This is a genomic window from Rhodococcus sp. NS-SX18 (assembly GCF_057367935.1).
The window spans coordinates 2,673,351-2,695,922 of record NZ_CM170633.1; the positions used below are offsets into that span (position 1 = coordinate 2,673,351).

Consider the following 22,572-nt stretch of genomic DNA (forward strand, 5'->3'; position numbering starts at 1 on the left):
CAAAACGCAACGAGCAGCGAGCCGTCCGCCGGACCCGGAGGCTACAGTCCGGAGGTGCCTGCGCCACGTCCGAAGCGCCCGTCTCGCCGGGCTCTGCTGATGTCGCTGGTAGCGGCAGCAATCGCTGTGTACGCCGGTGTACTCGTCCTGTTCGGGGTGAGCACGCACGAACGGCGCGAGTGGCGGCCCGTGGAGGTGGCTGCCGACTCGGTGCTCGTGGTGGTGACGATGAAGTCGCTGCAGCCGACGGTCGACCGGGTCCACGCCGAGGTCACCATCTATCCGGGTGAGTCGTTCCTCGACGCGAACGGGGCCACGCTCGCCGCACCGTTGAGTGTGCTGCTCGTGCCGGCCGTCTCGCAGTCGGAGTTGTTCTTCCCGGCTCACACCGTGCCTGTCGGCTACCCGGTGGAACTGCTGGCGCGGGGGCAGGCGATCCGCTGGCCGTTCGACGTCTTCGACGTCACGCCGGTCGTCGTGGAGGTCGACGTGGGGGAGGGAGCCCAGCGGGAGCCGGTGCCGTCGGATGTGCTGATCGACGGCCGCATCGACGGGTGGTCGATCGACCGTAGAGCTGTCGTGGCGGCCCCGGAGCTCGGTTTCCCCGACGGGGTGGACGGCACCGAGGTGGTGTTCGTGCGTACCGGGGGCACTCTGGTGTACGCGGCGATCCTGCTGCTGATGATGGTCGTCCTCGCGGTACTCGCCGCGTTCGTCGCGGTGCAGACGTTCCGGCGGCGCCGCGCAGTCGAAACCGACATGCTCGCCTGGATGGCGGCCATGTTGTTCGCCGTGGTTCCGCTGCGGGGCATCCTGCCGGGTTCGCCGCCGATCGGGTCGTGGGTCGACGTGACGGTGACCATCTGGGTGGTCACCACCCTCGTCGCCGCGCTGACGCTGTACGTGTACTGCTGGTGGCGTGACAGCCACCCGTCGCTCACCCGACGGTGACGACGATCCGGCCGTCGCGCACGTGCGCCGCGTAGGTGTGGACGGGGTCGATGCCGGGCGTGGTGCATCGGCCGGTGTCGAACCTGAACGCGTACTGGTGCAGGGGGCATACGACGAGGTCGTGGTCGATCTGGCCGTCGGCGAGTGGTCCGCGCCGGTGTGGGCACACCGCGTCCAGTGCCCGGACGGTGCCGTCGCCGAGCAGGAACACAGCGATCTGCCGTCCTCCCACGGTGTAGGTACGGCCTTCGCCCGGTGTCAGATCGGTCAGCGTGCCCACCTCGTACTCCCGCGCGGTGGTCCGGTTCTCGGTGGTGGTCATCGGACCGGCACCTGCGGCAGCGGGAGCAGCGGCAGCGCGGGACGGAACTGCGCCGGCGACTTCTGGGCCGTCCGTTCGAGCCAGGGGTCCCGGTATGCCGCGACGGCGGCGCCGATGCGTTCGTCGAGTCCGGTCACGATGTCCTCCTCGTCGCGGACCAGCAGCGCCTGGAGCCGGTCGATGCCGATGCGGGGCACGAAGTCGTAGGTCCGCTCGAGCCATCCGGCGTTCTCGCGGTAGTACTGAATGAACCGGCCGGCCAGGGCGAGGACGTCGTCACCGGACACGGGGCCGGCGAGCAGGTCACCCTTGCGGATGTGGGCGCCGGCGGCGCCGCCGACGTAGATCTCCCAGCGGCCGTCGCCGACCGCGACGACACCGAAGTCCTTGCACAGTGCTTCCGAGCAGTTGCGGGGGCATCCGGCCACGGCGAGTTTCAGTTTGGCGGGAGTCTCGAGTCCCTGGAAGCGTTCCTCGAGGGCGATGCCGAGTGCGGTCGAGTCGCCGAGGCCGAAGCGGCAGAAGTCGCTGCCGACACAGGTCTTGACGGTGCGGAAGCTCTTTCCGTAGGCGTATCCGGAGGGCATGTCCAGGTCGGCCCACACCTTGGGCAGGTCCTCCTTGCGGATGCCGAGCAGGTCGATGCGCTGGCCGCCGGTAACCTTGACCATCGGCACGTCGTACTTGTCGGCGACGTCGGCGATGCGCCGCAGCTGGGCGGGTGTGGTAACCCCGCCCTTCATCTGCGGCACCACGGAGAAGGTGCCGTCGCGCTGGATGTTGGCGTGGACGCGGTCGTTGATGAACAGCGCACCCCGTTCGTCGACCCAGTCCGGACCCCACACGGTGCGCAGCAGAGACGCGAGCGGCATCTTGGCGGTGGCCTCCTCGCGGCCGCCGGGGGCGAGTTCGGCGAAGACCTGGGAGACCGCACGCAGCTCGCGGCGACGGATCTCGGCGATCAGGTCCGGTTTGGTGAGCGGGATGCACGGCACGTACCAGTTCGCGGCGGGGTCCTCGGCGAGGGCGCCGCCGGCGGCGCAGGCGACGATGTCGGCGACCAGGCTCTTGCACGAGCCGCAGCCCTTCCCGGCCCGGGTGCCGGCGCACACCTGCGCGAGGGTGCCGGCGCCGGCGCGGACGCAGGCGACGATGTCGCCCTTGCTGACGCCGTTGCAGTTGCACACCGGGGTTTCGTCCGGCAGGTCGGCGGCGACGTCGGCGCCCTGCGGGTCGCCGAGGTCGAACAGCAGCGCCGCGCGGTCGGCGGGGATCTCGATCCTGCCGTCGAAAGCCTGGGTGAGGGTGGTGGCTCTGCTCACGTCGCCGAGCAGCATGGCGCCGACGAGCCGGTCGTCGCGCACGACGATGCTCTTGTAGACGCCGCTGCGCGGATCGAAGAACTGGACGAACTCGTCGTCTTCGTGTTCGGGTCCCTTGATGCCCATCGCGACGACGTCGATGCCGGCGACCTTGAGGGCGGTGCCGGTGCGCGAGCCCTCGTACGCGGCGTGGGGATTCGTTCCGGTGAGATGTTCGGCGAGGACGACGGCCTGTTCCCAGACGGGTGCGACGAGGCCGTACACCTCGCCGCGGTGCTGGGCGCATTCGCCGACGGCGTAGATGCTCGATTCTTCTTCGCAGCGCAGCTGGTCGTCGACGACGATGCCGCGTTCGACGACGAGGCCGCCGGCGCGGGCGAATTCGGTGTTGGGGCGGATGCCGGCGGTGACCACGACCATGTCGGTGTCGAGGACGGTGCCGTCGGCGAAGTGCACGGCGGTCACGGCGCCGCGGTCGTCGCGCAGGACGGCGGTGGTGCGGGTGCCGGTGTGCACGGCGATGCCGAGCCGTTCGATTTCGGTGCGCAGTACCCGTCCGCCGCGCTCGTCGAGTTGCTGGTTCATCAGGTGGGTGGGCGAGTGCACCACGGTGACGGTCAAGCCCTGGGTGCGCAGCCCGTAGGCGGCTTCGAGACCGAGCAGGCCGCCGCCGACGACCACGGCCCGGACGTCGTCGTGGGCGTCGGCCATCTGCAGCATGCCGTTGGTGTCGGAGAGGGTGCGGAAGCCGAAGACGCCGCGGCCGAGCCGTCCGTCCGGTTCGCGCAGCCCGTCCATGTTGGGGAAGAAGGTGTTCGATCCGGTCGCGACGACGAGCAGGTCGTAGGGGACCTGCCGGCCGGACTCGCACGTGACGGTCTTGCCGAAGCGGTCGAGACGGGTGGCGCGGTCGCCGGCGTACAGGGTCACGCCGTTCGCGCGGTACCAGCTCATGGGATTGAGGACGAGGTCGTCGTCGACGTCGGCCTGGCCGGCCAGCACGTGGGAGAGCATGATCCGGTTGTAGTTGCCGTACGGCTCGTCACCGATCATGGTGATGTCGAACTGGTCCCGGCCGCCGCGCGCGAGGATCTCCTCGACGGTACGGGCGCCGGCCATGCCGTTGCCGACGACGAGCAGGCGCCGGCGCGGGCCGTGGTGGTGCGACGCGGTTGGGGTCATGCGTCCAGGGTTGCCGGGGGCGGTGACGGCTCGGCGGCACCGGGGTTACGCAGCGGTCAGGAAGTGCTCACTGCCGCTGGGGTGAGGATGTCAGCGGGAGGGGGAGTCGCGGCGCGGCATCGCCAGCGGGGCGACGACGGCGAGCACGAGGGCGGGCACGACGAAGCTCGCGACCGGGGCTGCAGCGTAGAGGGGGGTCAGTGCCAGCGGGGCGACGGCGCCGCCGGAGAACCGGAACGCCTGCACCACCGAGACGGCGCCGCCGCGGTTGCGGCCCGAGGAGCCGAGGACGGCGGCGTTGACCCCGACGAGCACGCACTGGGAGGCGATCCCGGCGACGAACCAGGCGGCCGCGACCAGCCACAGCAGTCCGGCGGTGCCGACGACGACGACGAGACCGGCGCCGGCGAGGGCGCCGAGCAGCACGGTGCGGGCGGCGCCGATGCGGTCGATGAGGGTGCCGACGCGGCGGGCGGTGAGGATGCCGGCGACGCCGAAGCCGGTCAGGAGCAGCCCTCGTTGCGTGGGGGTCAGGCCGAAGACGTCCTCGGCGCGGAAGGCGAGCAGGAAGTTCAATCCGCCGAGGGCTCCCCAACCGAGCAGGGCGACGACCCCGATGCGCACCACGTCGGGGCGCAGCGCGTCGCGCAGCCGTGGCGGTGCCTCCCCGGTGGGCGCGGTCAGCTGCCCGGGCAGGCCGATCACGGCGAGGACGGCGGCGGCCGCGGCGATCACGACGAACGCCCACCGCCAGTCGACCTCGGCGGCCAGCCCCCCGACGAGCGGGGCCGAGGTCTGTCCGGCAGCCTGCATCGCCCCGAACAGGCCCAGGGCGCGGCCCAGTCGTGCCCGCGGGACGAGCGCGGCGAGCGCGGCGAGCAGCAGCGGGGTGGTGAAGGCGTTGGCGACGCCCTGCAGGGCCCGGGATGCGAGCAGCAGGCCGAGGGTGGGGGCGAGCGCGGACGCCAGCGACGCGACGGCGTAGACGATGTACGCGGTGCGGACGGTGCGGACCCGTCCCCACCGGGCCCCGAGGGTGCCGGAGACGAGCATGGTCAACGCGAACGGCCCGAGATAGGCGGTGAGGGTGCTCGCGGCCGCGCCGGCGCTCACGCCGGTGGAGGCGCCGATCTCCGGCAGCATCGACGCCACGACACCGCCGCCGAAGGGGCCGAGGAATCCTCCGGCGTAGAGGGCGGCACGCGGCAGCGAGGCGCGTGCCGCCCTCACTGGGTGAAGCCGCCCGGGCCTCGCCGCCGCAGGTAGCGTTCGAACTCGGCGGCGAGGGCGTCGCCGTCGATCTTGGCGATGACCTCGGAGATGTCCGATTCGGCGTCGCCGCGTTCCTCGAGGGCGCGAACGTATTCGGCGATCTCCTCGTCGTCCTCGGTCATCGCGGTGACGGTCTGTTCCCATTCCTCGGCGAGGACCGGCAGTTCGCCGAGCGGGACCTCGAGGTCGAGGACGTCTTCGACGCGGCGCAGCAGCGCGACGGTGGCCTTGGGGTTGGGGGGTTGCGAGACGTAGTGGGGGACGGCGGCCCAGAACGACACGGCGGGCACGCCGGCGCGGACACACGCGTCCTGCAGGACCCCGGCGATGCCGGTGGGCCCTTCGTACCGCGAGCCTTCCAGGTTGAATCGTTTGGCGGCGTCGGTGCTGTAGGCGGTGCCGGTGACGGGGACGGGCCGGGTGTGGGGGGTGTCGGCGAGCAGGGCGCCGAGGATGACGACGGTGTGCACGCCGATCTCGTCGGCGAGTTCGATGATGGCGTCGCAGAAGCTGCGCCAGCGCATGTTGGGTTCGATGCCGCGCAGCAGCACGACGTCGCGCTCGCTGCCGGGGGGTGAGCACACCGACAGGCGGGTGGCGGGCCATTCGATCTCGCGGGTGACGCCGTCGACGAGCCGCACCATGGGACGGTTGACCTGGTAGTCGTAGTAGTCCTCGGAGTCCAGTTCGGCGAACGGTTCGGCGTCCCAGATGAGCTCGAGGTGTTCGACGGCGCCGCTGGCCGCGTCACCGGCGTCGTTCCACCCTTCGAAGGCGGCGACCAGCACCGGGTCACGCAGGGTCGGCACGTCCGGTTCCGGGGTCTCGGCGAACTCGCTTGCACTCACCTGTCCAGCCTACGGCGAGAGCCGGACGGGCCGCCCACTAGTCTGGAGCGCATGTCCACCCCATTGCACTCTGCCTTGCTCGATGCGCTCTCGCAGCGCGTTGTCGTGGGAGACGGGGCGATGGGCACGATGTTGCAGGCCGCGGATCTGAGTCTGGACGACTTCCGCGGCCTCGAGGGGTGCAACGAGATTCTCAACGACTCCCGGCCCGACGTCATCCGGGGGATCCACCGGGCGTACTTCGAGGCCGGAGCGGATGCCGTTTCCACCAACACCTTCGGTTGCAACCTGCCCAACCTCGCCGACTACGACATCGCCGATCGCATCCGGGACCTGTCCGAACGCGGCGCCCGCCTGGCCCGGGAGGTGGCCGACGAGATGGGTCCCGGCCCGGACGGTACGGGACGGTTCGTGCTGGGCTCGATGGGTCCGGGCACGAAGCTGCCCACCCTCGGTCATGCCCCGTTCGCCGTGTTGCGTGACGCCTACACCGAGTCCGCGCTGGGGATGCTCGACGGCGGCGCCGACGCCATCCTCGTCGAGACCTGCCAGGACCTGCTGCAGGCGAAGGCCGCGATCGTCGGCAGCCGCCGCGCGATGGAGCGGTCCGGCCGGCGCATCCCGATCGTCACGCACGTGACGGTGGAGACGACCGGCACGATGCTGCTCGGCAGCGAGATCGGGGCGGCCCTGGCGGCGCTCGAGCCGCTGGGCATCGACCTGATCGGGCTGAACTGTGCCACCGGCCCGGAGGAGATGAGCGAGCACCTGCGGCATCTGTCCAAGCATGCCCGGCTCCCGGTGTCGGTGATGCCGAACGCGGGCCTGCCGGTGCTCGGGGCGAACGGCGCCGAGTACCCGTTGACCCCGGAGGAACTGGCGCAGGCACTGAGCGGGTTCGTCGCCGAGTTCGGGCTGGCGCTGGTCGGCGGCTGCTGCGGCACCACCCCCGAGCACATCCGGCAGGTTGCCGAGGCGGTGCGCGAGACCGAGCGCGCCGAACGCGATCCCCGGCCGGAGCCGGGCGTGTCGTCGCTGTACTCGGCGGTGCCGTTCGAGCAGGACTCGTCGATCCTGATGATCGGTGAGCGCACCAACTCGAACGGGTCGAAGGCGTTCCGGGAGGCGATGCTCGCCGGGGATCATCAGAAGTGCCTGGACATCGCGAAGGATCAGATCCGCGACGGCGCGCACCTGCTGGATCTGAACGTGGACTACGTGGGCCGCGACGGCGCCGCCGACATGGCGGATCTGGCGAGCCGGCTGGCGACGGCGTCGACGTTGCCGATCATGATCGATTCGACGGAGCCGGACGTGATCCGGGCCGGTCTCGAGCATCTCGGGGGCCGGTGCGCGGTGAACTCGGTGAACTACGAGGACGGCGACGGCCCGGGTTCGCGATTCGAACGGATCATGGAGCACGTGGTCGAGCACGGTGCCGCGGTGGTCGCGTTGACGATCGACGAGGAGGGCCAGGCGCGTACCGCCGAGCACAAGGTGCGCATCGCCGAGCGGTTGATCGCGGATCTGACCGGCAACTGGGGCCTCGGCGAGGAGGACATCATCGTCGACGCCCTGACGTTCCCGATCTCCACCGGGCAGGAGGAGGTCCGCCGGGACGCCATCGAGACGATCGAGGCGATCCGCGAGATCAAGCGCCGGCATCCGCGGGTGCACTTCACCCTCGGCATCTCGAACGTGTCGTTCGGACTGAACCCGGCGGCACGGCAGGTGCTGAACTCGGTGTTCCTGCACGAGTGTGTGCAGGCGGGGCTGGACACGGCGATCGTGCACGCGTCGAAGATCCTGCCGATGGCGCGGATCCCGGACGAGCAGCGGGAGACGGCGCTGGATCTGGTGTACGACCGACGGCGCGAGGGATACGACCCGCTGCAGAAGCTGATGACGCTGTTCGAGGGGGTGTCGGCGGCGTCGTCGCGCGAGTCCCGCGCGCAGGAGCTCGCCGCGCTGCCGCTGTTCGAGCGGCTCGAGCGCCGGATCGTCGACGGCGAGCGCAACGGGCTCGAGGCGGACCTGGACGAGGCGATGCAGACGACGCCGCCGCTGGCGATCATCAACGACACGCTGCTGTCGGGGATGAAGACAGTCGGGGAGCTGTTCGGCTCGGGGCAGATGCAGCTGCCGTTCGTGCTGCAGTCCGCCGAGGTGATGAAGGCGGCGGTGGCATACCTCGAGCCGCACATGGAGTCCACCGGCGACGAGGGCAAGGGCCGGATCGTGCTGGCCACCGTCAAGGGCGACGTGCACGACATCGGCAAGAACCTCGTCGACATCATCTTGAGCAACAACGGCTACGAGGTGGTCAACCTCGGCATCAAGCAGCCGATCGCGACGATCCTGGACGCGGCCGTGGACAAGAACGCCGACGTGATCGGCATGTCCGGGCTGCTGGTGAAGTCGACCGTGGTGATGAAGGAGAACCTCGAGGAGCTCAATCACCGCGGGGTGGCGGAGCGGTTCCCGGTGCTGCTCGGCGGTGCCGCGCTGACCCGCTCGTACGTCGAGAACGACCTGGCCGAGATCTACGAGGGTGAGGTGTCCTACGCGCGCGATGCGTTCGAGGGGCTGCATCTGATGGACCGGGTCATGGCCGTCAAGCGCGGCGAGGGCCCGGCCCCGGACAGCCCGGAGGCGGTCGCGGCGAAGGAGAAGGCCGCCGAGCGCAAGGCGCGGCACGAACGGTCCAAGCGGATCGCGGAGAAACGCAGGGCCGCCGAGACGCCGGTGGAGGTGCCGGAGCGTTCCGATGTGGTCGCCGACCTCGAGGTGCCCACCCCGCCGTTCTGGGGCACCCGGGTGGTCAAGGGTGTGGCGCTGGCCGACTACGCGGGCCTGATCGACGAGCGGGCGTTGTTCCTGGGGCAGTGGGGGCTGCGCGGGCAGCGCACCGGGGACGGGCCCACGTACGAGGAGCTGGTGGCGAGCGAGGGCCGGCCGCGGCTGCGGTACTGGCTCGACCGGCTGTCCACCGAGGGCATCCTGGCGCACGCCGCGGTGGTGTACGGGTACTTCCCGGCGGTGTCGGAGGGCGACGACGTGGTGGTGCTGGCCGAGCCGCACCCGGATGCCGCCGAGCGGTACCGGTTCACCTATCCGCGCCAGCAGCGCGGCCGGTTCCTGTGCATCGCCGACTTCGTGCGGTCGCGGGCGGATGCGCGCGCGAAGGGGCAGGTGGATGTGCTGCCGTTCCAGCTCGTGACCATGGGGCAGCCGATCGCGGACTTCGCGAACGAGTTGTTCGCGGCGAACTCCTACCGGGACTACCTGGAGGTGCACGGCATCGGCGTGCAGCTGACCGAGGCGCTGGCCGAGTACTGGCACCGGCGGGTCCGAGAGGAGCTGGTGCTCGCCGGCGGTCACAACCTGGCCGAGGAGGATCCGGCGGACGTGGCCGAGTTCTTCAAGCTGGGCTACCGCGGGGCGCGGTTCGCGTTCGGCTACGGGGCGTGCCCGAACCTCGAGGACCGCATCAAGCTGGTCGAGTTGCTCGAACCGGACCGGATCGGGGTGGAGCTGTCGGAGGAGCTGCAGCTGCATCCGGAACAGTCCACCGACGCGTTCGTCCTGCATCACCCCGAAGCGAAGTACTTCAATGTCTAGCGCGGTGGCCACGTCGACGCTGCGGGCAGTCCTGTGGGACATGGACGGCACGCTGCTCGAATCGGAAACGTTGTGGGACATCGGGATGCGGGAGTTGTCGCTGCACCTGGGCGGGCCCATGACGGACGAGACCCGGCGGGCGACGATCGGCGCGTCGAGCGCGTTCGCGTTGCAGACGGTGTTCGCCTCGCTCGATCTCGTCCCAGACCCCGACGCCCTGGTCGCGGCGAAGTCGTGGCTGTACGGGCGCATGGGGGAGCTGTTCGCGCAGGGGCTGCCGTGGCGGCCCGGGGCCCGCCGGACGCTGGGGGCGGTGCGCGCCGCCGGGCTCGGGTCCGCGCTGGTGACCAACACCGACCGGGCGTTGTGCGAGTTCGCCCTGGACACGTTGGGGCGCGAGCACTTCGACCATTCGGTGTGCGGTGACGAGGTGCCGGCCGGCAAGCCGGATCCGGCGCCGTACCTGCGGGCGGCGCAGCTGCTCGGTCTCGACCCGGCGCAGTGCCTGGCGGTGGAGGACTCGCCCACCGGGGCGGCGGCCGCGGAGGCCGCCGGCTGCACGGTGCTGGTGGTGCCGTCGTTGACGGACGTGCCCGGCTCGCCGCGGCGGGTGTTCCGGGCGAGCCTGGAGGACGTGACCGTCGCGGACCTGCACGCGCTGCACCGGCCGGGGGCCGGCTGAGGTGGCGATCCCGAAGATCGTGTTGTTCTACCGGTTCACGCCGCTGGCCGATCCGGAAGCGATCCGGTTGTGGCAGCACACCCTGGCGGCGTCGCACGCGCTCACCGGCCGCATCCTGATCTCCGAGCACGGCATCAACGCCACCGTCGGCGGCGACATCGCCGACGTCAAGCGGTACGTGCGGGGCACCCGGGCGTATGCGCCGTTCGCCGAGGCCGATGTCAAGTGGTCGGACGGGACCGGGCGGGACTTTCCGCGCCTGTCGGTGCGGGTGCGGCCGGAGATCGTGACCTTCGGGGCGCCGCACGAGGTGAAGGTGGACGAGCACGGGGTGGTCGGCGGCGGGGTGCGGCTGTCGCCGCACGGGCTGCACGAGTTGCTCGGCGAACGCGGTGACGAGGTGGTGTTCTTCGACGGGCGCAACGCGTTCGAGGCGGAGATCGGCCGGTTCCGTGGGGCGGTGGTGCCGGACGTGGCGACCACCCGCGAGTTCGTGTCGGTGCTCGACAGTGGCCGCTACGACCATCTCAAGTCGCGGCCGGTGGTGACCTACTGCACGGGCGGGGTGCGCTGCGAGGTGCTGTCCGCGCTGATGCGCAACCGCGGGTTCGAGCAGGTGTATCAGCTCGACGGCGGCATCGTCCGCTACGGCGAGACGTTCGGCGACGACGGGCTGTGGGAGGGTTCGCTGTACGTCTTCGACGGCCGGATGAACGTCGACTTCTCGGACGCGGCGGCGGTGCTGGGGCGCTGCACGGTGTGCGGGACCCCGACGTCGCGCTACCGCAACCACCCGGAGATCAACGGCCGGGAGCTGAGCCTGGTGTGCGAAGCGTGCGTGCCGGACCCGGCCGGGCCCTGACCGTGGCCGCGCCGCCGCTGCCGGTGCGTGACGGTCTCGGCCCGGACCGGCTGCGGCTGCCGGTGACCGATCCGGCCCGCACGATCCTGGGGTTCCTGCACCGCGCCGAGCCCGGTGAGGACTGGCAGCGCCACGCCGCGGCCGGGGAACTCGTCGACGAGCACGGCCGGCCGGTGACCGAGGACACCGGTTATCAGCCGGGCCGGTTCGTGTACTTCTACCGGGAGCCGCCGCCGGAGGTGCCGGTGCCGTTCCCGGTGACGGTCCTGCACCGCGACGAGGGACTGGTCGTCGTGGACAAGCCGCATTTCCTGGCGACGATCCCGCGGGGCGCACACATCCGGGAGACGGTGGTGGTGCGGTTGCGCCGCGACCTCGGTCTGCCGGATCTGGTGCCGGTGCACCGGCTGGACCGGATGACGGCGGGCGTGCTGCTGTGCACCGTCGACCCGGGGTTGCGGGGGCCGTACCAGCAGCTGTTCGAGCGGCAGCGGGTGCGCAAGGTGTACGAGGCGATCGCCCCCTACCGGCCCGGGCTCGAGTTCCCCCGCACCGTGCGCAGCCGGATCCGGAAGCGGCACGGGGAGCTCACGGCCGTGGAGGAACCGGGCGAGGCCAACTCCGAGACGTGGATCGAGCTGGTGGAGCGGCGCGGCGCGCTGGCCCGGTACCGGCTGCATCCGCGGACCGGGCGCACCCATCAGCTGCGGCTGCACCTGAACTCGCTGGGGGCACCGATCGTGGGGGACAACTTCTATCCGCGGCTGCGGCGCCGCGCGCCGGACGACTTCTCCGATCCGTTGCGCCTGCTGGCGCGGACCGTCGAGTTCGACGATCCGCGCACGGGGCGGCGGCGCCGGTTCGACAGCGGCCTCACCCTCGGGTTCTGACGAGCCGGGCCGGGTCGGCGGGGCACTGGGTGCGGGAGCGTGCCGCGGTCGTGAAACAATGAATCCCCGTGAAGACCTTCGATTCCCTGTTCGCCGAGCTGTCCGAGCGTGCCGTCACCCGTCCCGAGGGGTCCGGCACCGTCGCCGCCCTCGACGCCGGGGTCCATGCCCAGGGCAAGAAGGTGATCGAGGAGGCCGGTGAGGTGTGGATCGCCGCCGAGTACCAGAGCGACGAACAGCTGGCGGAGGAGATTTCGCAGTTGCTGTACTGGGTGCAGGTGCTGATGGTCGGGCGGGGACTGAAGCTCGAGGACGTCTACAAGCATCTGTGACGGCGCGCCGCCGGGCTGTTGCCCGTGGCCGGCCGTCGTGCCCGCGAGACCTCCCGCACGTTTCCCCGCCCCTTGGTGTTCGCACCGTCGCCGAAAGGACCGTCCATGCTGCGCGTCGCAGTTCCGAACAAGGGCTCGTTGTCCGAGTCCGCCGCCGAGATCCTGCGGGAGGCCGGATACCGGCGCCGCACCGACTCACGCGATCTGACCGTCATCGACCCGGTCAACGACGTCGAGTTCTTCTTCCTGCGGCCGAAGGACATCGCCATCTACGTCGGGTCCGGTGAACTCGACCTGGGGATCACCGGCCGGGATCTGGCGCTGGATTCGGCGGCGCCGGTCACCGAGCGTCTCGCGCTGGGATTCGGGTACTCCACGTTCCGGTACGCGGCGCCCAAGGGCCGGGACTGGAAGGTCGAGGATCTGGCCGGTCTGCGGATCGCCACGTCGTATCCGAACCTGGTGCGCCGAGACCTGGCGGCGCGGGGGATCGAGGCGACGGTGATCCGGCTCGACGGTGCGGTGGAGATCTCCATTCAGCTCGGGGTCGCCGACGCGATTGCCGACGTCGTCGGCTCCGGGCGGACGCTGCGCCAGCACGATCTGGTGGCGTTCGGCGAGTCGCTGTGCGACTCGGAGGGTGTGCTGATCGAGCAGGAGGGCGCGAGCCGCGGGGATTCGGTGCGCAACCAGCTCGTCGCCCGCATCGAGGGCGTGGTGTTCGCGCAGCAGTACGTGATGCTCGACTACGACTGCCCCAAGCCGGTGCTCGCGGAGGCCGTGCAGATCACGCCGGGGCTCGAGTCGCCGACGATCTCCCCGCTGGCCGACGACTCGTCGGTGGCGGTGCGGGCGATGGTGCCGCGCAAGGGCCACAACGCGGTGATGGATCGGCTCGCCGAGATCGGGGCGCGGGCGATCCTGGCGACGGACATCCGGTCGTGCCGCGCGATGCGCGGCGTCGAGTAGCCGCGGCCGGGCGCCCGGCGCGTCAGCGCCCGGGGCAGGTGCCGGGGGCGGCGGTGTCGGCGAGACGCTGTTCGGTCCAGGTGAGCAGGTCGGGTACGAGGGGGGAGTCCTCGGCGACGAGCCCGAGGTGGTCCCGCCCGGGATAGCTGCGGTAGTCCAGAGCCCAGTTCTCGGCGCAGCGGTCGCGGACGTAGCGGTCCTGCACGGCGGCGGTCACGAGGGGGTCGGTGGCGCCCTGCGCGAGCAGGACGGGCACGGTCATCGGGCCGGTGGGGACGTTCTCCGCGAGGCGACGGCCGAGGGGGCCGGTGGTGGGGTCGGTGCGCAGCACGGGCCGGTCGCGGGTGAGCGAGAGTGCCGACAGGACCGAGACGTAGACGGCGGGTTCGGACAGGCACCTCGTCGCCATCTCGCGCACGAGGGTGCGGGCGGCGGGCCGGATGTAGGTGTCGCCGTCGACGTCGTCGTAGACCGCGGTGTAGGCGGCGAGGACGTACGAGGCGAACACACTGCCGCCGGGAACGGTGTCGAGACTGGTGGTCAGCGCGACGGTGTCGCTGGCGGGGGCCATCGCGGCGACCCCGGCGACGGGTGTGTCCGGGGCGTAGGTGGGGGCGAGCAGCCCGGCCCACAGGGCGGCGTGCCCGCCCTGCGAGTGCCCCCACACGACGGTGTCGTCGGCGAGGTCGAGGTCGTCGAGCTGGTGGGCCGCGCGCACAGCGTCGAGCACCGAGCGTCCTTCGCCCTGCCCGATCAGGTACGGGTGCGGGCCTGCGGTGCCCAGGCCGACATAGTCGGTGGCCACCAGGACCCAGCCGCGGTCGAGGAGCGCGGATCCGGCGGGCAGGGCGCCGGCGCCGAGCGGGTCGTCGAGGAGGGTGGGCGCGCAGGGTTCGGCGAAACCGGTGGTTCCGTGGGCCCAGGCGATCACCGGTCGCGGTCCGGGCGGGGTGTTCTTCGCGACCACGACCAGGGCGCTGGCCACGGCGGGCTGGTCGTCGTCGCGGGTGGTGGTGTAGAGGATGCGCCAGGCCTCGGCGCCGTCGGGGACGGCGCGGGTGAACGGTTCGGCGCGCAGCAGCGCGCCGGGATGACCGGGCACCTGGTCCGGCGCGGTGTAGAACGCGTCGACGACGGGGGAGCCGGCGCGCAGGCGGACCGCCACGCCGGCCGCGGCGACGGCCACGAGCAGCGCGAGCACCGCCACGGCCGGTCGCCGGTACCGGGCCGGGGTGCGGCGCGGCGCCGTTGCGGTGGGGTCGGGGGTGCGGCCGCCGAGGGCGGCGAGTCCGTCGCCGATGCGGGCGAGGCCGAAGAACACGGTGCGGATGCCGAACAGGAAGGCGACGACGAGGAGCGTGACGTCGGGCCAGCGCCAGGCGAGGACACCGAAGACGATGTCGGCCAGGCCGAGGACGGTGGTGGTGAGTCGCTCGTCGAGGTCGCCACGGACGGCGCGGACCAGACGTAGGGCGCCGCCGACGACGAGGGCGAGCGCGACGGCGGGGGCGAGCAGATCCAGGGCCCGGCCGAGCCAGGCGAGGACGACGATGCCGAACCCGATCCAGGCGAGTGCGGTGGCGGTGGCCGCCGCCCCGGCCTGGGAGCGGTACGCGGCGAGGAGGTCGGCGGTGCCGGCGGTGATCGCGGCCAGCCCGATGAGCAGGCCCAGCGCGGACAGTGAGGTCAGCGGTCTCGTCGTGAGGAGCAGGCCGAGCAGCAGGCAGACGAGTCCGAGGAGCACGGACGTCCACCACGGTGCCGCGCGCAGCGCGGCGGTGGCGGCGCGGGCTCTGCGGCGGGGGCCGGTCGTGGGCATGTCGTCCTCCCTGACGCCGACCGAAATGTCCGGTCGAGTGTGGCACGATCGGCGGGCGCCCGCCCGGTGATCGGGGGTCGACGACTAGGCGCGGTCAGCGGGGGCGGACCTGCACGGTCTGCGCGATCCGTCCGACGGCGCCGTCCTCGTCGTAGAGCACGCCGGCGGTCATGCCCACCCCGTCCGGGCCGGTGGAGGTCTCGGCGCTGATGCCGACCCATTCGCCGGTCGGTTCCCGGAACAGGTGCACGGTCAGGTCGGTGTTGAGGAATGTCCACTCGGCGGGGTCGAGTTTGGACCCGACACCGTTGGCGACGTCGGCGACGGTGAACAGCCGCTCGACGGGGGTGGGGGATTCGCCCTCGACGAGGGCGACGTCGGTGCGCAGCCACGCGGCCGACGGCCCGGGCGCCCCGATGGGGGTGATCGTGCGCCAGTCCAGGGTGCGCACGAACCCGGTCTGCCAGAAGTCGGCGTCGGGGTGTTCGACGGTGCCGCGAGCGGGGGGTGGCAGCGGCGCGTCGGCGGCGTGGGCGACCGCGGGCAGTTCGGTGGTCTGCATGCGCCAGGCGGTGCCGCGGGCCACGGCCCGGGCGGTGCCGTCGGGGCCGGCGGCCCACAGTTCGGCGACGACGAGTTCGACCTTGCGGCCGGGGCGGTCGATGCGGGTGCGGACCTCGATCTCGGTCAGCGGCACCGGGCCGAGCAGTTCGACGCAGATGCGGGTCAGTCGGGCGTCGGGGCGGCGGCCGTGGCGGTCGAGGGCGCGGGCCAGCAGCGCCGACGGCGGGGCGCCGTGCTGCATCGTCGGTGCCCACGTGCTGACGGTGTGCGCGGTGGGTTGGAAGCGTTCGATGTCGGCGCCGGGGTTGCTGCCGTCGATCGGCACGAAGTACGCCGCGTCGCTCACTCGTTCGTCTCCTCCTCGGTGCGCCCCGCACCGGCGTGTTCGTCCGGTGGGTCCGGATAGGGCGGGGCGGTGCCGCCGAATGCCGGGCACCGCACCCGATGATCGCACCACCGGCACAGCGGTCCCGGGTTGGGCCGGAAGTCGCGTGCGTCGGTCGCGGTGCGCACGGCCGCCCAGAGGGCGCGCACGGTGGTTTCGAAGCGGCGCAGCTCGTCCTCGTCGGGGGTGTAGTCGAGCACCTGTCCGTCCGCGAGGTACAGCAGCCGCAGCCGCGCCGGCACCACCCCCCGGGTGTGCAGCATCACCAGGGCGTAGAACTTCAGTTGGAACAGCGCCGCCGCCTCGCCGTCGGGCCGGGGGGATCGGCCGGTCTTGTAGTCGACCACGCGCAGCAGGCCCTGCGGGGAGATGTCGAGCCGGTCGACGAAGCCGCGCAGCCGCGGCCCGTCGTCCAGGTCGGTCTCCACCCGCAGCTCGCACGCCTCGGGGGTGAATCCGGTGGGGTCTTCGAGGGTGAAGTAGCGGGCGAGCAGGGTGCGGGCCTTGGCGAGGAACCGGTCGCGCTGGTCCTCGCCGATCACCTCGGCGAGGGCGGGTTCGTGCTCGACGAGCCGCTGCCAGGCCGGTGCCACCAGTTCGGTGGCCGGCGCGGGCAGCCGGTCGGCGGCGGGCAGGGTGAACAACGCTTCGAGGGCTGCGTGGACGAGGCTGCCGCGCAGCTGGGCTCGCGACGGGATCTCCGGGATGCGGTCGATGGCCCGGAACCGGTAGAGCAGGGGGCAGCGTTTGAAGTCGGCGGCACGGGACGGCGACAGCGCCGGGGGCCGCGGCGCCGCGGGCCGGTCGTCGGTGGGGGGCGTGGTCGCGGCCGGGTTCACACCTGGCAGGGTATGGCCCGGGACCGACACGGTGTCGGTACCGCTGGAGCGGACGAAGGTGGATACGGCGATGGCAGCAGGTGGACTCGGGCGCAGCGGACCGTTCGAGGTCGGTGACCGGGTGCAGCTCACCGACGCCAAGGGCCGCAAGTACACGGTGGTGCTCGAGGCCGGTAAGGAGTTCCACACCCACCGCGGTGGGATCCTGCACGACGCGCTGCTCGGCGCGGACGAGGGCAGCGTCGTCACCTCCACGAACGGCACCCCGTATCTGGCGTTGCGGCCGCTGCTGACCGATTATGTGCTGTCCATGCCGCGTGGAGCGCAGGTGATCTACCCGAAGGATGCCGCGCAGATCGTGCACGAGGGTGATGTGTTCCCCGGTGCCCGGGTGCTCGAGGCCGGTGCCGGTTCGGGCGCGCTGACCTGTTCGCTGCTGCGGGCGGTGGGACCGACCGGCCGGGTGGTCTCCTACGAGGTGCGCGAGGATCACGCCGAGCACGCGGTGCGCAACGTCGAGACCTTCTTCGGGCAGCGTCCCGAGAACTGGGATCTGACGGTGGGGGACGTCGCGGACTACGACCTGGACCGGCACGGTCCGGTCGACCGGGTGGTGCTGGACATGCTGGCCCCGTGGGATGCGCTGCCGACGGTGGCGAAGGCTCTGGTGCCCGGTGGGGTGCTGATCGTGTACGTGGCGACGGTGACTCAGCTGTCGAAGGTGGTCGAGGCGCTGCGGGAGCAGACCTGCTGGACGGAACCGCGGTCGTGGGAGTCGATGGTGCGCGGCTGGCACGTGGTGGGTCTGGCGGTGCGGCCGGAACACCGGATGCAGGGGCATACCGCGTTCCTGGTCAGCGCCCGCCGGCTCGCCGAGGGCACCGTCACGCCGAAGCCGCAGCGCCGGCCGAGCAAGGGCTGATCCGGGCCGGGCGCCGAGGGCTCGGTCACGGGCAGGTCAGGGACCCCATCGCCAGGATCTGGCAGGTGCTCTCGTCCGCCAGGTGCCAGGTTCCGTCCGCCCGCTCGAACGTCAGCGGTATCGGGGCGCCGCCGTGCGGGCCGGTGACCTGCGCGGTCGCCGTGACCGTGTCGCCGTCGACAGCGGCGACGGTGTCGACGTCGGCGGTGAGTGGGTAGCCGGCGAGCATCCCGTTGAACTGTTCGAGCAGCGCGGCCCGTGCCGCGCCGTTCTCGACGATCGCGGTCTTGTCGGCCGCGGGCACCGCCGGGTCGAAGAACGTCGCCAGCACGGCGTCGAGTTCGGCCGCGGACGCCGCGGCGGACGGGGCCGGGGTGGACGACCTGTCGGCACCGGTGGAGTCGCCGGTGCCGCAGGCCGGCAGCGCGGTCAGGGCGGTGGCGGCGACGGCGGCAGCTGCCCACCTGGTGCGAGTGGTCACGGAAGTCCTTTCGACCCGACTGGGAGAAAGGCAAGGCTAACATCGGTCGCGGCGTCGCGGGTTGCCGCCGCCGTGAGGAATCCGACACGCATTCGCAGCATGCCGATTTCGCGTCGCACCACACAGTGGGCCGTCTGCCGGTAGCGTGGAATGACCGATAGTGGAGGGAGTCGCACATGAGCTCGACAGAGAACCCGGATTCGGTTGCGGCGGCACAGGAACTCGAAGCGCTGCGCGCCGAGGCGACCGCCCTGCGGCGGCGGCTCGTCGAACCGTCCGAACAGGTCCGTGACCTCGAGGCCCGGATCGACTCCCTGACCGTGCGCAACGGCAAGCTGATGGACACCCTCAAAGAGGCCCGCCAGCAGCTGATCACCCTGCGCGAGGAAGTCGACCGGCTCGGTCAGCCCCCCAGCGGTTACGGGGTGCTGCTCGGCATCTACGACGACCAGACCGTGGACGTGTTCACCTCCGGCCGCAAGATGCGGGTCACCGTGTCCCCGAACCTCGAACCCGATTCCTTCGTCTCCGGGCAGACGGTCCGGTTGAACGAGGCGCTGACCGTCGTCGAAGCCGGCGGCTTCGAGCGGGTCGGGGAGATCACCACCTTGCGCGAGGTCCTCGACGACGGCACCCGCGCCCTCGTGGTCGGACACGCCGACGAGGAACGCATCGTGTGGCTGGCCGCGCCGCTGGCCGCCGCGGCGGCTGCCGCGGCCGGCATCGTCGAGGTCGGCGAGGGCGACGACGACACCGAAGCGTCGTTCAAGCTGCGGCCGGGCGACTCGCTGCTGGTCGACAGCAAGGCCGGGTACGCCTTCGAGCGCATCCCCAAGGCCGAGGTCGAGGACCTCGTCCTCGAGGAGGTTCCCGACGTCGACTACAACGACATCGGTGGCCTCGGCCGGCAGATCGAACAGATCCGCGACGCGGTGGAACTGCCGTTCCTGCACAAGGACCTGTTCCGTGAGTACGCGCTGCGCCCACCCAAGGGGGTGCTGCTGTACGGCCCGCCCGGCTGCGGCAAGACCCTCATCGCCAAGGCCGTCGCCAACTCGCTCGCCAAGAAGATCGCCGAGGCCCGTGGCGAGGATTCGAAGGAGGCCAAGTCCTACTTCCTCAACATCAAGGGCCCCGAACTGCTCAACAAGTTCGTCGGCGAGACCGAACGCCACATCCGGTTGATCTTCCAGCGGGCGCGGGAGAAGGCGTCCGAAGGCACCCCGGTGATCGTGTTCTTCGACGAGATGGACTCGATCTTCCGCACCCGCGGCTCCGGGGTGTCCTCCGACGTCGAGACCACGGTGGTGCCCCAGCTGCTGTCGGAGATCGACGGTGTCGAAGGTCTCGAGAACGTCATCGTGATCGGCGCGTCCAACCGGGAGGACATGATCGACCCGGCGATCCTGCGGCCCGGCCGGCTCGACGTGAAGATCAAGATCGAACGGCCCGACGCCGAGGCGGCACTGGACATCTTCTCCAAGTACCTCACCGAGGGGCTGCCGGTGCACGCCGACGACCTCGCCGAGTTCGGCGGGCACCGCGGTGCGTGCGTGCGCGCGATGATCGAACGGGTCGTCGACCGGATGTACGCCGAGAGCGAGGAGAACCGCTTCCTCGAAGTGACGTACGCCAACGGCGACAAGGAGGTCCTGTATTTCAAGGACTTCAACTCCGGGGCGATGATCCAGAACATCGTCGACCGCGCCAAGAAGTACGCGATCAAGTCGGTGCTCGAGACCGGGGCCCCGGGCCTGCGGGTGCAGCACCTGCTCGACTCCATCGTCGACGAGTTCGCCGAGAACGAGGACCTGCCCAACACCACCAACCCGGACGACTGGGCACGGATCTCCGGCAAGAAGGGCGAACGCATCGTCTACATCCGCACCCTGGTCACCGGTAAGAACGCCAGCGCCAGCCGGGCGATCGACACCGAGTCCAACACCGGCCAGTACCTGTGACGCCGTCCCGGTGGGGCCGCCGCGTGGAGCGGTGGCCCCACCGGGACCCGACGCGACCGGCAGGAGGGTGAGCGTGCCGCTGCCCCGTGCCCTCGCCCGGTTCAACCGGGTGGTCACCAACCGGCTCGCCCGGCCCGTCGCCGGGTACCTGCCGGGCACGGCGGTCGTCGAGCATCGCGGCCGGCGCAGCGGACGCCGCTACCGCACCCCGGTGCTGGTGTTCGGCCACGCCGGCGGCTACCGCATCGCGCTGACCTACGGTCCCCGGACCGACTGGGTGCGCAATGTGCGTGCCGCGGGCGGCTGCACCCTGCACCACCGCGGCCGCCGCATCGACCTCGTCGACCCCGTCGTCGGTCGCGACCCGGCGGCGGGCTGGGCGCCGCCCGGGGTCCGCCGGGTCCTGCGCGCGACCGGCTCGGTGGAGTTTCTCGACACCACCGTCGCCCCGCCGTCCACCCGTCCCGGCCCGCCCGGCCCGGCGCCGATCGCCTAACCTCGACGTCATGCAGCGGATCATCGGCATCGAGGTCGAGTACGGGATCTCCTCACCCAACGAGCCCACAGCGAACCCGATCCTCACGTCCACCCAGGCGGTGCTGGCGTACGCGGCCGCCGAGGGCGTGCCCCGCGCCAAGCGCACCCGCTGGGACTACGAGGTCGAGTCCCCCCTGCGCGACGCCCGCGGCTTCGACCTGGGCCGGTTCAACGGCCCGGCCCCGGTCATCGACGCCGACGAGGTCGGCGCCGCCAACATGATCCTCACCAACGGTGCCCGGCTCTACGTCGACCACGCCCACCCGGAGTACTCCGCGCCGGAGGTCACCGACCCCCTCGACGCGGTCATCTGGGACAAGGCCGGCGAACGAGTGATGGAGGCCGCCGCCCGGCACGCCTCGAGCGTGCCCGGAGCGCCGCGCCTGCAGCTGTACAAGAACAACGTCGACGGCAAGGGCGCCTCGTACGGCACCCACGAGAACTACCTCATGGCCCGCGACACCCCGTTCTCGGCGGTGGTCGCCGGGTTGACCCCGTTCTTCGTCTCCCGGCAGGTGATCACCGGTTCCGGCCGGGTCGGCATCGGCCAGTCCGGCGACGAGGCCGGCTTCCAGCTGTCCCAGCGCGCCGACTACATCGAGGTCGAGGTCGGCCTCGAGACCACCCTCAAACGGGGCATCATCAACACCCGCGACGAGCCGCACGCCGACGCCGACAAGTACCGGCGCCTGCACGTGATCATCGGCGACGCCAACCTCGCCGAGATGTCGACTTACCTCAAGGTCGGCACCACCGCGCTGGTGCTGGATCTGATCGAGGCCGGCGTGGACCTGTCGGATCTGCAGCTGGCGCGGCCGGTCACCGCCGTGCACCACATCAGCCACGATCCCACGCTGCGCAAGACCGTGGCCCTGACCGACGGCCGGGAGCTGACCGGTCTGGCCCTGCAGCGGATCTACCACGAGCGGGTCGCGAAGTTCCACGACGGCACCGACGACAAGCGGGTCCGTGACATCCTCGACAAGTGGGCGATGGTCCTCGACCTGCTCGAACGCGACCCCATGGACTGCGCGCACCTGCTGGACTGGCCGGCGAAACTGCGCCTGCTCGAGGGGTTCCGCAACCGGGAGGGCCTGGCGTGGTCGGCGCCGCGGCTGCACCTGGTGGACCTGCAGTACTCCGACGTGCGCCTGGACAAGGGCCTGTACAACCGGCTCGTCGCCCGCGGCTCGATGGAGCGCCTGGTCGCCGAGCAGGATGTGCTCGACGCGGTGCACACCCCGCCGTCGGACACCCGCGCGTTCTTCCGCGGCGAATGCCTGCGCCGGTTCGGCGCCGACATCGCCGCCGCCAGCTGGGACTCGGTGATCTTCGACCTGGGCGGCGAATCCCTGGTGCGCATCCCCACCCTCGAGCCGCTGCGCGGCAGCCGCGCGCACGTCGGCAAACTGCTCGACTCGGTGGATTCGGCGGCCGCACTGGTCGACGAACTGACCAGCTGACCCGCCCGGGCGGGCGCGACACGCGCGTAGTCGCGCGGAGTGTCGCATCTGCTCGGTAGGGTGGAGGTCCGAGCAGTCGGTGCTCGCGCCGGTCGCGGCCGGGGCGGGCACCACGAACGAACGAGGAGGTCGACCGCTATGGCTCAGGAGCGGACCACACGCGGTGGCGGAGGCGACGACGACGAGGTCGTCGGCGACGGCGGTGCCGGTCAGGAACGACGCGAGAAGCTCGCGGCCGAGACCGACGACCTGCTCGACGAGATCGACGACGTGCTCGAGGAGAACGCCGAGGACTTCGTGCGTGCGTACGTGCAGAAGGGCGGCCAGTGACAGCGGAGCGTTCGCCGA

20 protein-coding genes are annotated in these 22,572 nt (G+C 71.4%); 12 read left to right on the forward strand and 8 right to left on the reverse strand.

The window, feature by feature from the left end:
- Positions 1–99 precede the first annotated feature (99 nt).
- Positions 100–951, forward strand: coding sequence for a DUF4436 family protein (locus AC2IPW_RS12530; RefSeq protein ID WP_289382304.1), 852 nt, complete (start codon positions 100–102; stop codon positions 949–951).
- Here AC2IPW_RS12530 and AC2IPW_RS12535 read toward each other — a convergent pair.
- The 4 genes from AC2IPW_RS12535 to AC2IPW_RS12550 form a co-directional block, all read right to left on the reverse strand.
- On the reverse strand, positions 938–1,273 hold the full coding sequence (locus tag AC2IPW_RS12535) for a Rieske (2Fe-2S) protein (protein WP_486376943.1): 336 nt from the start codon (positions 1,271–1,273) through the stop codon (positions 938–940). The genes AC2IPW_RS12530 and AC2IPW_RS12535 overlap by 14 nt on opposite strands.
- Positions 1,270–3,777 carry a nitrite reductase large subunit NirB gene (nirB, locus tag AC2IPW_RS12540; RefSeq protein ID WP_486376944.1) on the reverse strand — a complete coding sequence of 836 codons (2,508 nt, stop codon included), beginning with the start codon at positions 3,775–3,777 and terminating at the stop codon, positions 1,270–1,272. Before nirB ends, AC2IPW_RS12535 begins: the two co-directional genes overlap by 4 nt.
- 90 nt (positions 3,778–3,867) lie before the next feature.
- A complete protein-coding gene (locus AC2IPW_RS12545; protein WP_371383267.1) occupies positions 3,868–5,007 on the reverse strand; it encodes an MFS transporter in 1,140 nt (379 codons plus the stop codon).
- A complete protein-coding gene (locus AC2IPW_RS12550) occupies positions 5,004–5,897 on the reverse strand; it encodes a PAC2 family protein (RefSeq protein WP_054374821.1) in 894 nt (297 codons plus the stop codon). Before AC2IPW_RS12550 ends, AC2IPW_RS12545 begins: the two co-directional genes overlap by 4 nt.
- Positions 5,898–5,948: 51 nt before the next feature.
- On the opposite strand from AC2IPW_RS12550, the gene metH reads away from it, so the two are divergent.
- From metH to hisG, 6 genes are all read left to right on the forward strand, one after another.
- Positions 5,949–9,518: a methionine synthase gene (gene metH, locus AC2IPW_RS12555; protein ID WP_486376945.1), complete on the forward strand. Its 3,570-nt coding sequence runs from the start codon at positions 5,949–5,951 to the stop codon at positions 9,516–9,518.
- Positions 9,511–10,200 carry an HAD family hydrolase gene (locus tag AC2IPW_RS12560; RefSeq protein WP_450121667.1) on the forward strand — a complete coding sequence of 230 codons (690 nt, stop codon included), beginning with the start codon at positions 9,511–9,513 and terminating at the stop codon, positions 10,198–10,200. Before metH ends, AC2IPW_RS12560 begins: the two co-directional genes overlap by 8 nt.
- Position 10,201: 1 nt before the next feature.
- Positions 10,202–11,062 (forward strand): oxygen-dependent tRNA uridine(34) hydroxylase TrhO, encoded by an 861-nt coding sequence (trhO, locus tag AC2IPW_RS12565; protein WP_486376946.1) that lies wholly within the window; start codon positions 10,202–10,204, stop codon positions 11,060–11,062.
- Positions 11,063–11,064: 2 nt separating this feature from the next.
- Positions 11,065–11,952, forward strand: a complete 888-nt coding sequence (locus tag AC2IPW_RS12570; protein ID WP_486376998.1) for a pseudouridine synthase — start codon at positions 11,065–11,067, stop codon at positions 11,950–11,952.
- A 68-nt stretch (positions 11,953–12,020) separates the two neighbouring features.
- Positions 12,021–12,284 carry a phosphoribosyl-ATP diphosphatase gene (locus tag AC2IPW_RS12575; RefSeq protein ID WP_003937712.1) on the forward strand — a complete coding sequence of 88 codons (264 nt, stop codon included), beginning with the start codon at positions 12,021–12,023 and terminating at the stop codon, positions 12,282–12,284.
- Positions 12,285–12,389: 105 nt separating this feature from the next.
- A complete protein-coding gene (hisG, locus tag AC2IPW_RS12580; protein WP_486376947.1) occupies positions 12,390–13,253 on the forward strand; it encodes an ATP phosphoribosyltransferase in 864 nt (287 codons plus the stop codon).
- A gap of 22 nt (positions 13,254–13,275) precedes the next feature.
- On the opposite strand, the gene AC2IPW_RS12585 is transcribed toward hisG, so the two are convergent.
- The 3 genes from AC2IPW_RS12585 to AC2IPW_RS12595 form a co-directional block, all read right to left on the reverse strand.
- Entirely contained in the window at positions 13,276–15,072 is a 1,797-nt protein-coding gene (locus AC2IPW_RS12585; RefSeq protein ID WP_486376948.1) for a lipase family protein, read from the reverse strand.
- Between the two features lie 94 nt (positions 15,073–15,166).
- Positions 15,167–15,982, reverse strand: coding sequence for a thioesterase family protein (locus tag AC2IPW_RS12590; RefSeq protein ID WP_289381584.1), 816 nt, complete (start codon positions 15,980–15,982; stop codon positions 15,167–15,169).
- Positions 15,979–16,860, reverse strand: coding sequence for a RecB family exonuclease (locus AC2IPW_RS12595; RefSeq protein WP_486376949.1), 882 nt, complete (start codon positions 16,858–16,860; stop codon positions 15,979–15,981). The genes AC2IPW_RS12590 and AC2IPW_RS12595 overlap by 4 nt, the downstream gene beginning before the upstream one ends.
- Positions 16,861–16,930: 70 nt before the next feature.
- Here AC2IPW_RS12595 and AC2IPW_RS12600 point away from each other — a divergent pair, with 70 nt between their 5' ends.
- Positions 16,931–17,782 (forward strand): tRNA (adenine-N1)-methyltransferase, encoded by an 852-nt coding sequence (locus AC2IPW_RS12600; protein ID WP_054374826.1) that lies wholly within the window; start codon positions 16,931–16,933, stop codon positions 17,780–17,782.
- Between the two features lie 25 nt (positions 17,783–17,807).
- On the opposite strand, the gene AC2IPW_RS12605 is transcribed toward AC2IPW_RS12600, so the two are convergent.
- Entirely contained in the window at positions 17,808–18,263 is a 456-nt protein-coding gene (locus AC2IPW_RS12605; protein WP_416063592.1) for a WKL family lipoprotein, read from the reverse strand.
- A gap of 176 nt (positions 18,264–18,439) precedes the next feature.
- On the opposite strand from AC2IPW_RS12605, the gene arc reads away from it, so the two are divergent.
- From arc to AC2IPW_RS12625, 4 genes are all read left to right on the forward strand, one after another.
- Entirely contained in the window at positions 18,440–20,224 is a 1,785-nt protein-coding gene (gene arc, locus AC2IPW_RS12610) for a proteasome ATPase (RefSeq protein ID WP_416063593.1), read from the forward strand.
- A 73-nt stretch (positions 20,225–20,297) separates the two neighbouring features.
- The gene (locus tag AC2IPW_RS12615) at positions 20,298–20,720 is read left to right on the forward strand and encodes a nitroreductase family deazaflavin-dependent oxidoreductase (protein ID WP_486376950.1); all 423 of its coding nucleotides are present in this window, start codon (positions 20,298–20,300) and stop codon (positions 20,718–20,720) included.
- A 10-nt stretch (positions 20,721–20,730) separates the two neighbouring features.
- On the forward strand, positions 20,731–22,224 hold the full coding sequence (dop, locus tag AC2IPW_RS12620; RefSeq protein WP_054374829.1) for a depupylase/deamidase Dop: 1,494 nt from the start codon (positions 20,731–20,733) through the stop codon (positions 22,222–22,224).
- A 138-nt stretch (positions 22,225–22,362) separates the two neighbouring features.
- Positions 22,363–22,554: a ubiquitin-like protein Pup gene (locus AC2IPW_RS12625; protein WP_003937722.1), complete on the forward strand. Its 192-nt coding sequence runs from the start codon at positions 22,363–22,365 to the stop codon at positions 22,552–22,554.
- Positions 22,555–22,572: the final 18 nt, after the last annotated feature.

Coding starts and splice junctions, on each gene's coding strand:
- hisG (WP_486376947.1), top strand. CDS start 12,390: ATGCTGCGCGTCGCAGTTCCGAACAAGGGCTCGTTGTCCGAGTCCGCC.
- AC2IPW_RS12600 (WP_054374826.1), top strand. CDS start 16,931: ATGGCAGCAGGTGGACTCGGGCGCAGCGGACCGTTCGAGGTCGGTGAC.
- AC2IPW_RS12625 (WP_003937722.1), top strand. CDS start 22,363: ATGGCTCAGGAGCGGACCACACGCGGTGGCGGAGGCGACGACGACGAG.
- AC2IPW_RS12530 (WP_289382304.1), top strand. CDS start 100: ATGTCGCTGGTAGCGGCAGCAATCGCTGTGTACGCCGGTGTACTCGTC.
- AC2IPW_RS12535 (WP_486376943.1), bottom strand. CDS start 1,273: ATGACCACCACCGAGAACCGGACCACCGCGCGGGAGTACGAGGTGGGC.
- AC2IPW_RS12560 (WP_450121667.1), top strand. CDS start 9,511: ATGTCTAGCGCGGTGGCCACGTCGACGCTGCGGGCAGTCCTGTGGGAC.
- arc (WP_416063593.1), top strand. CDS start 18,440: ATGAGCTCGACAGAGAACCCGGATTCGGTTGCGGCGGCACAGGAACTC.
- AC2IPW_RS12585 (WP_486376948.1), bottom strand. CDS start 15,072: ATGCCCACGACCGGCCCCCGCCGCAGAGCCCGCGCCGCCACCGCCGCG.
- nirB (WP_486376944.1), bottom strand. CDS start 3,777: ATGACCCCAACCGCGTCGCACCACCACGGCCCGCGCCGGCGCCTGCTC.
- dop (WP_054374829.1), top strand. CDS start 20,731: ATGCAGCGGATCATCGGCATCGAGGTCGAGTACGGGATCTCCTCACCC.
- metH (WP_486376945.1), top strand. CDS start 5,949: ATGTCCACCCCATTGCACTCTGCCTTGCTCGATGCGCTCTCGCAGCGC.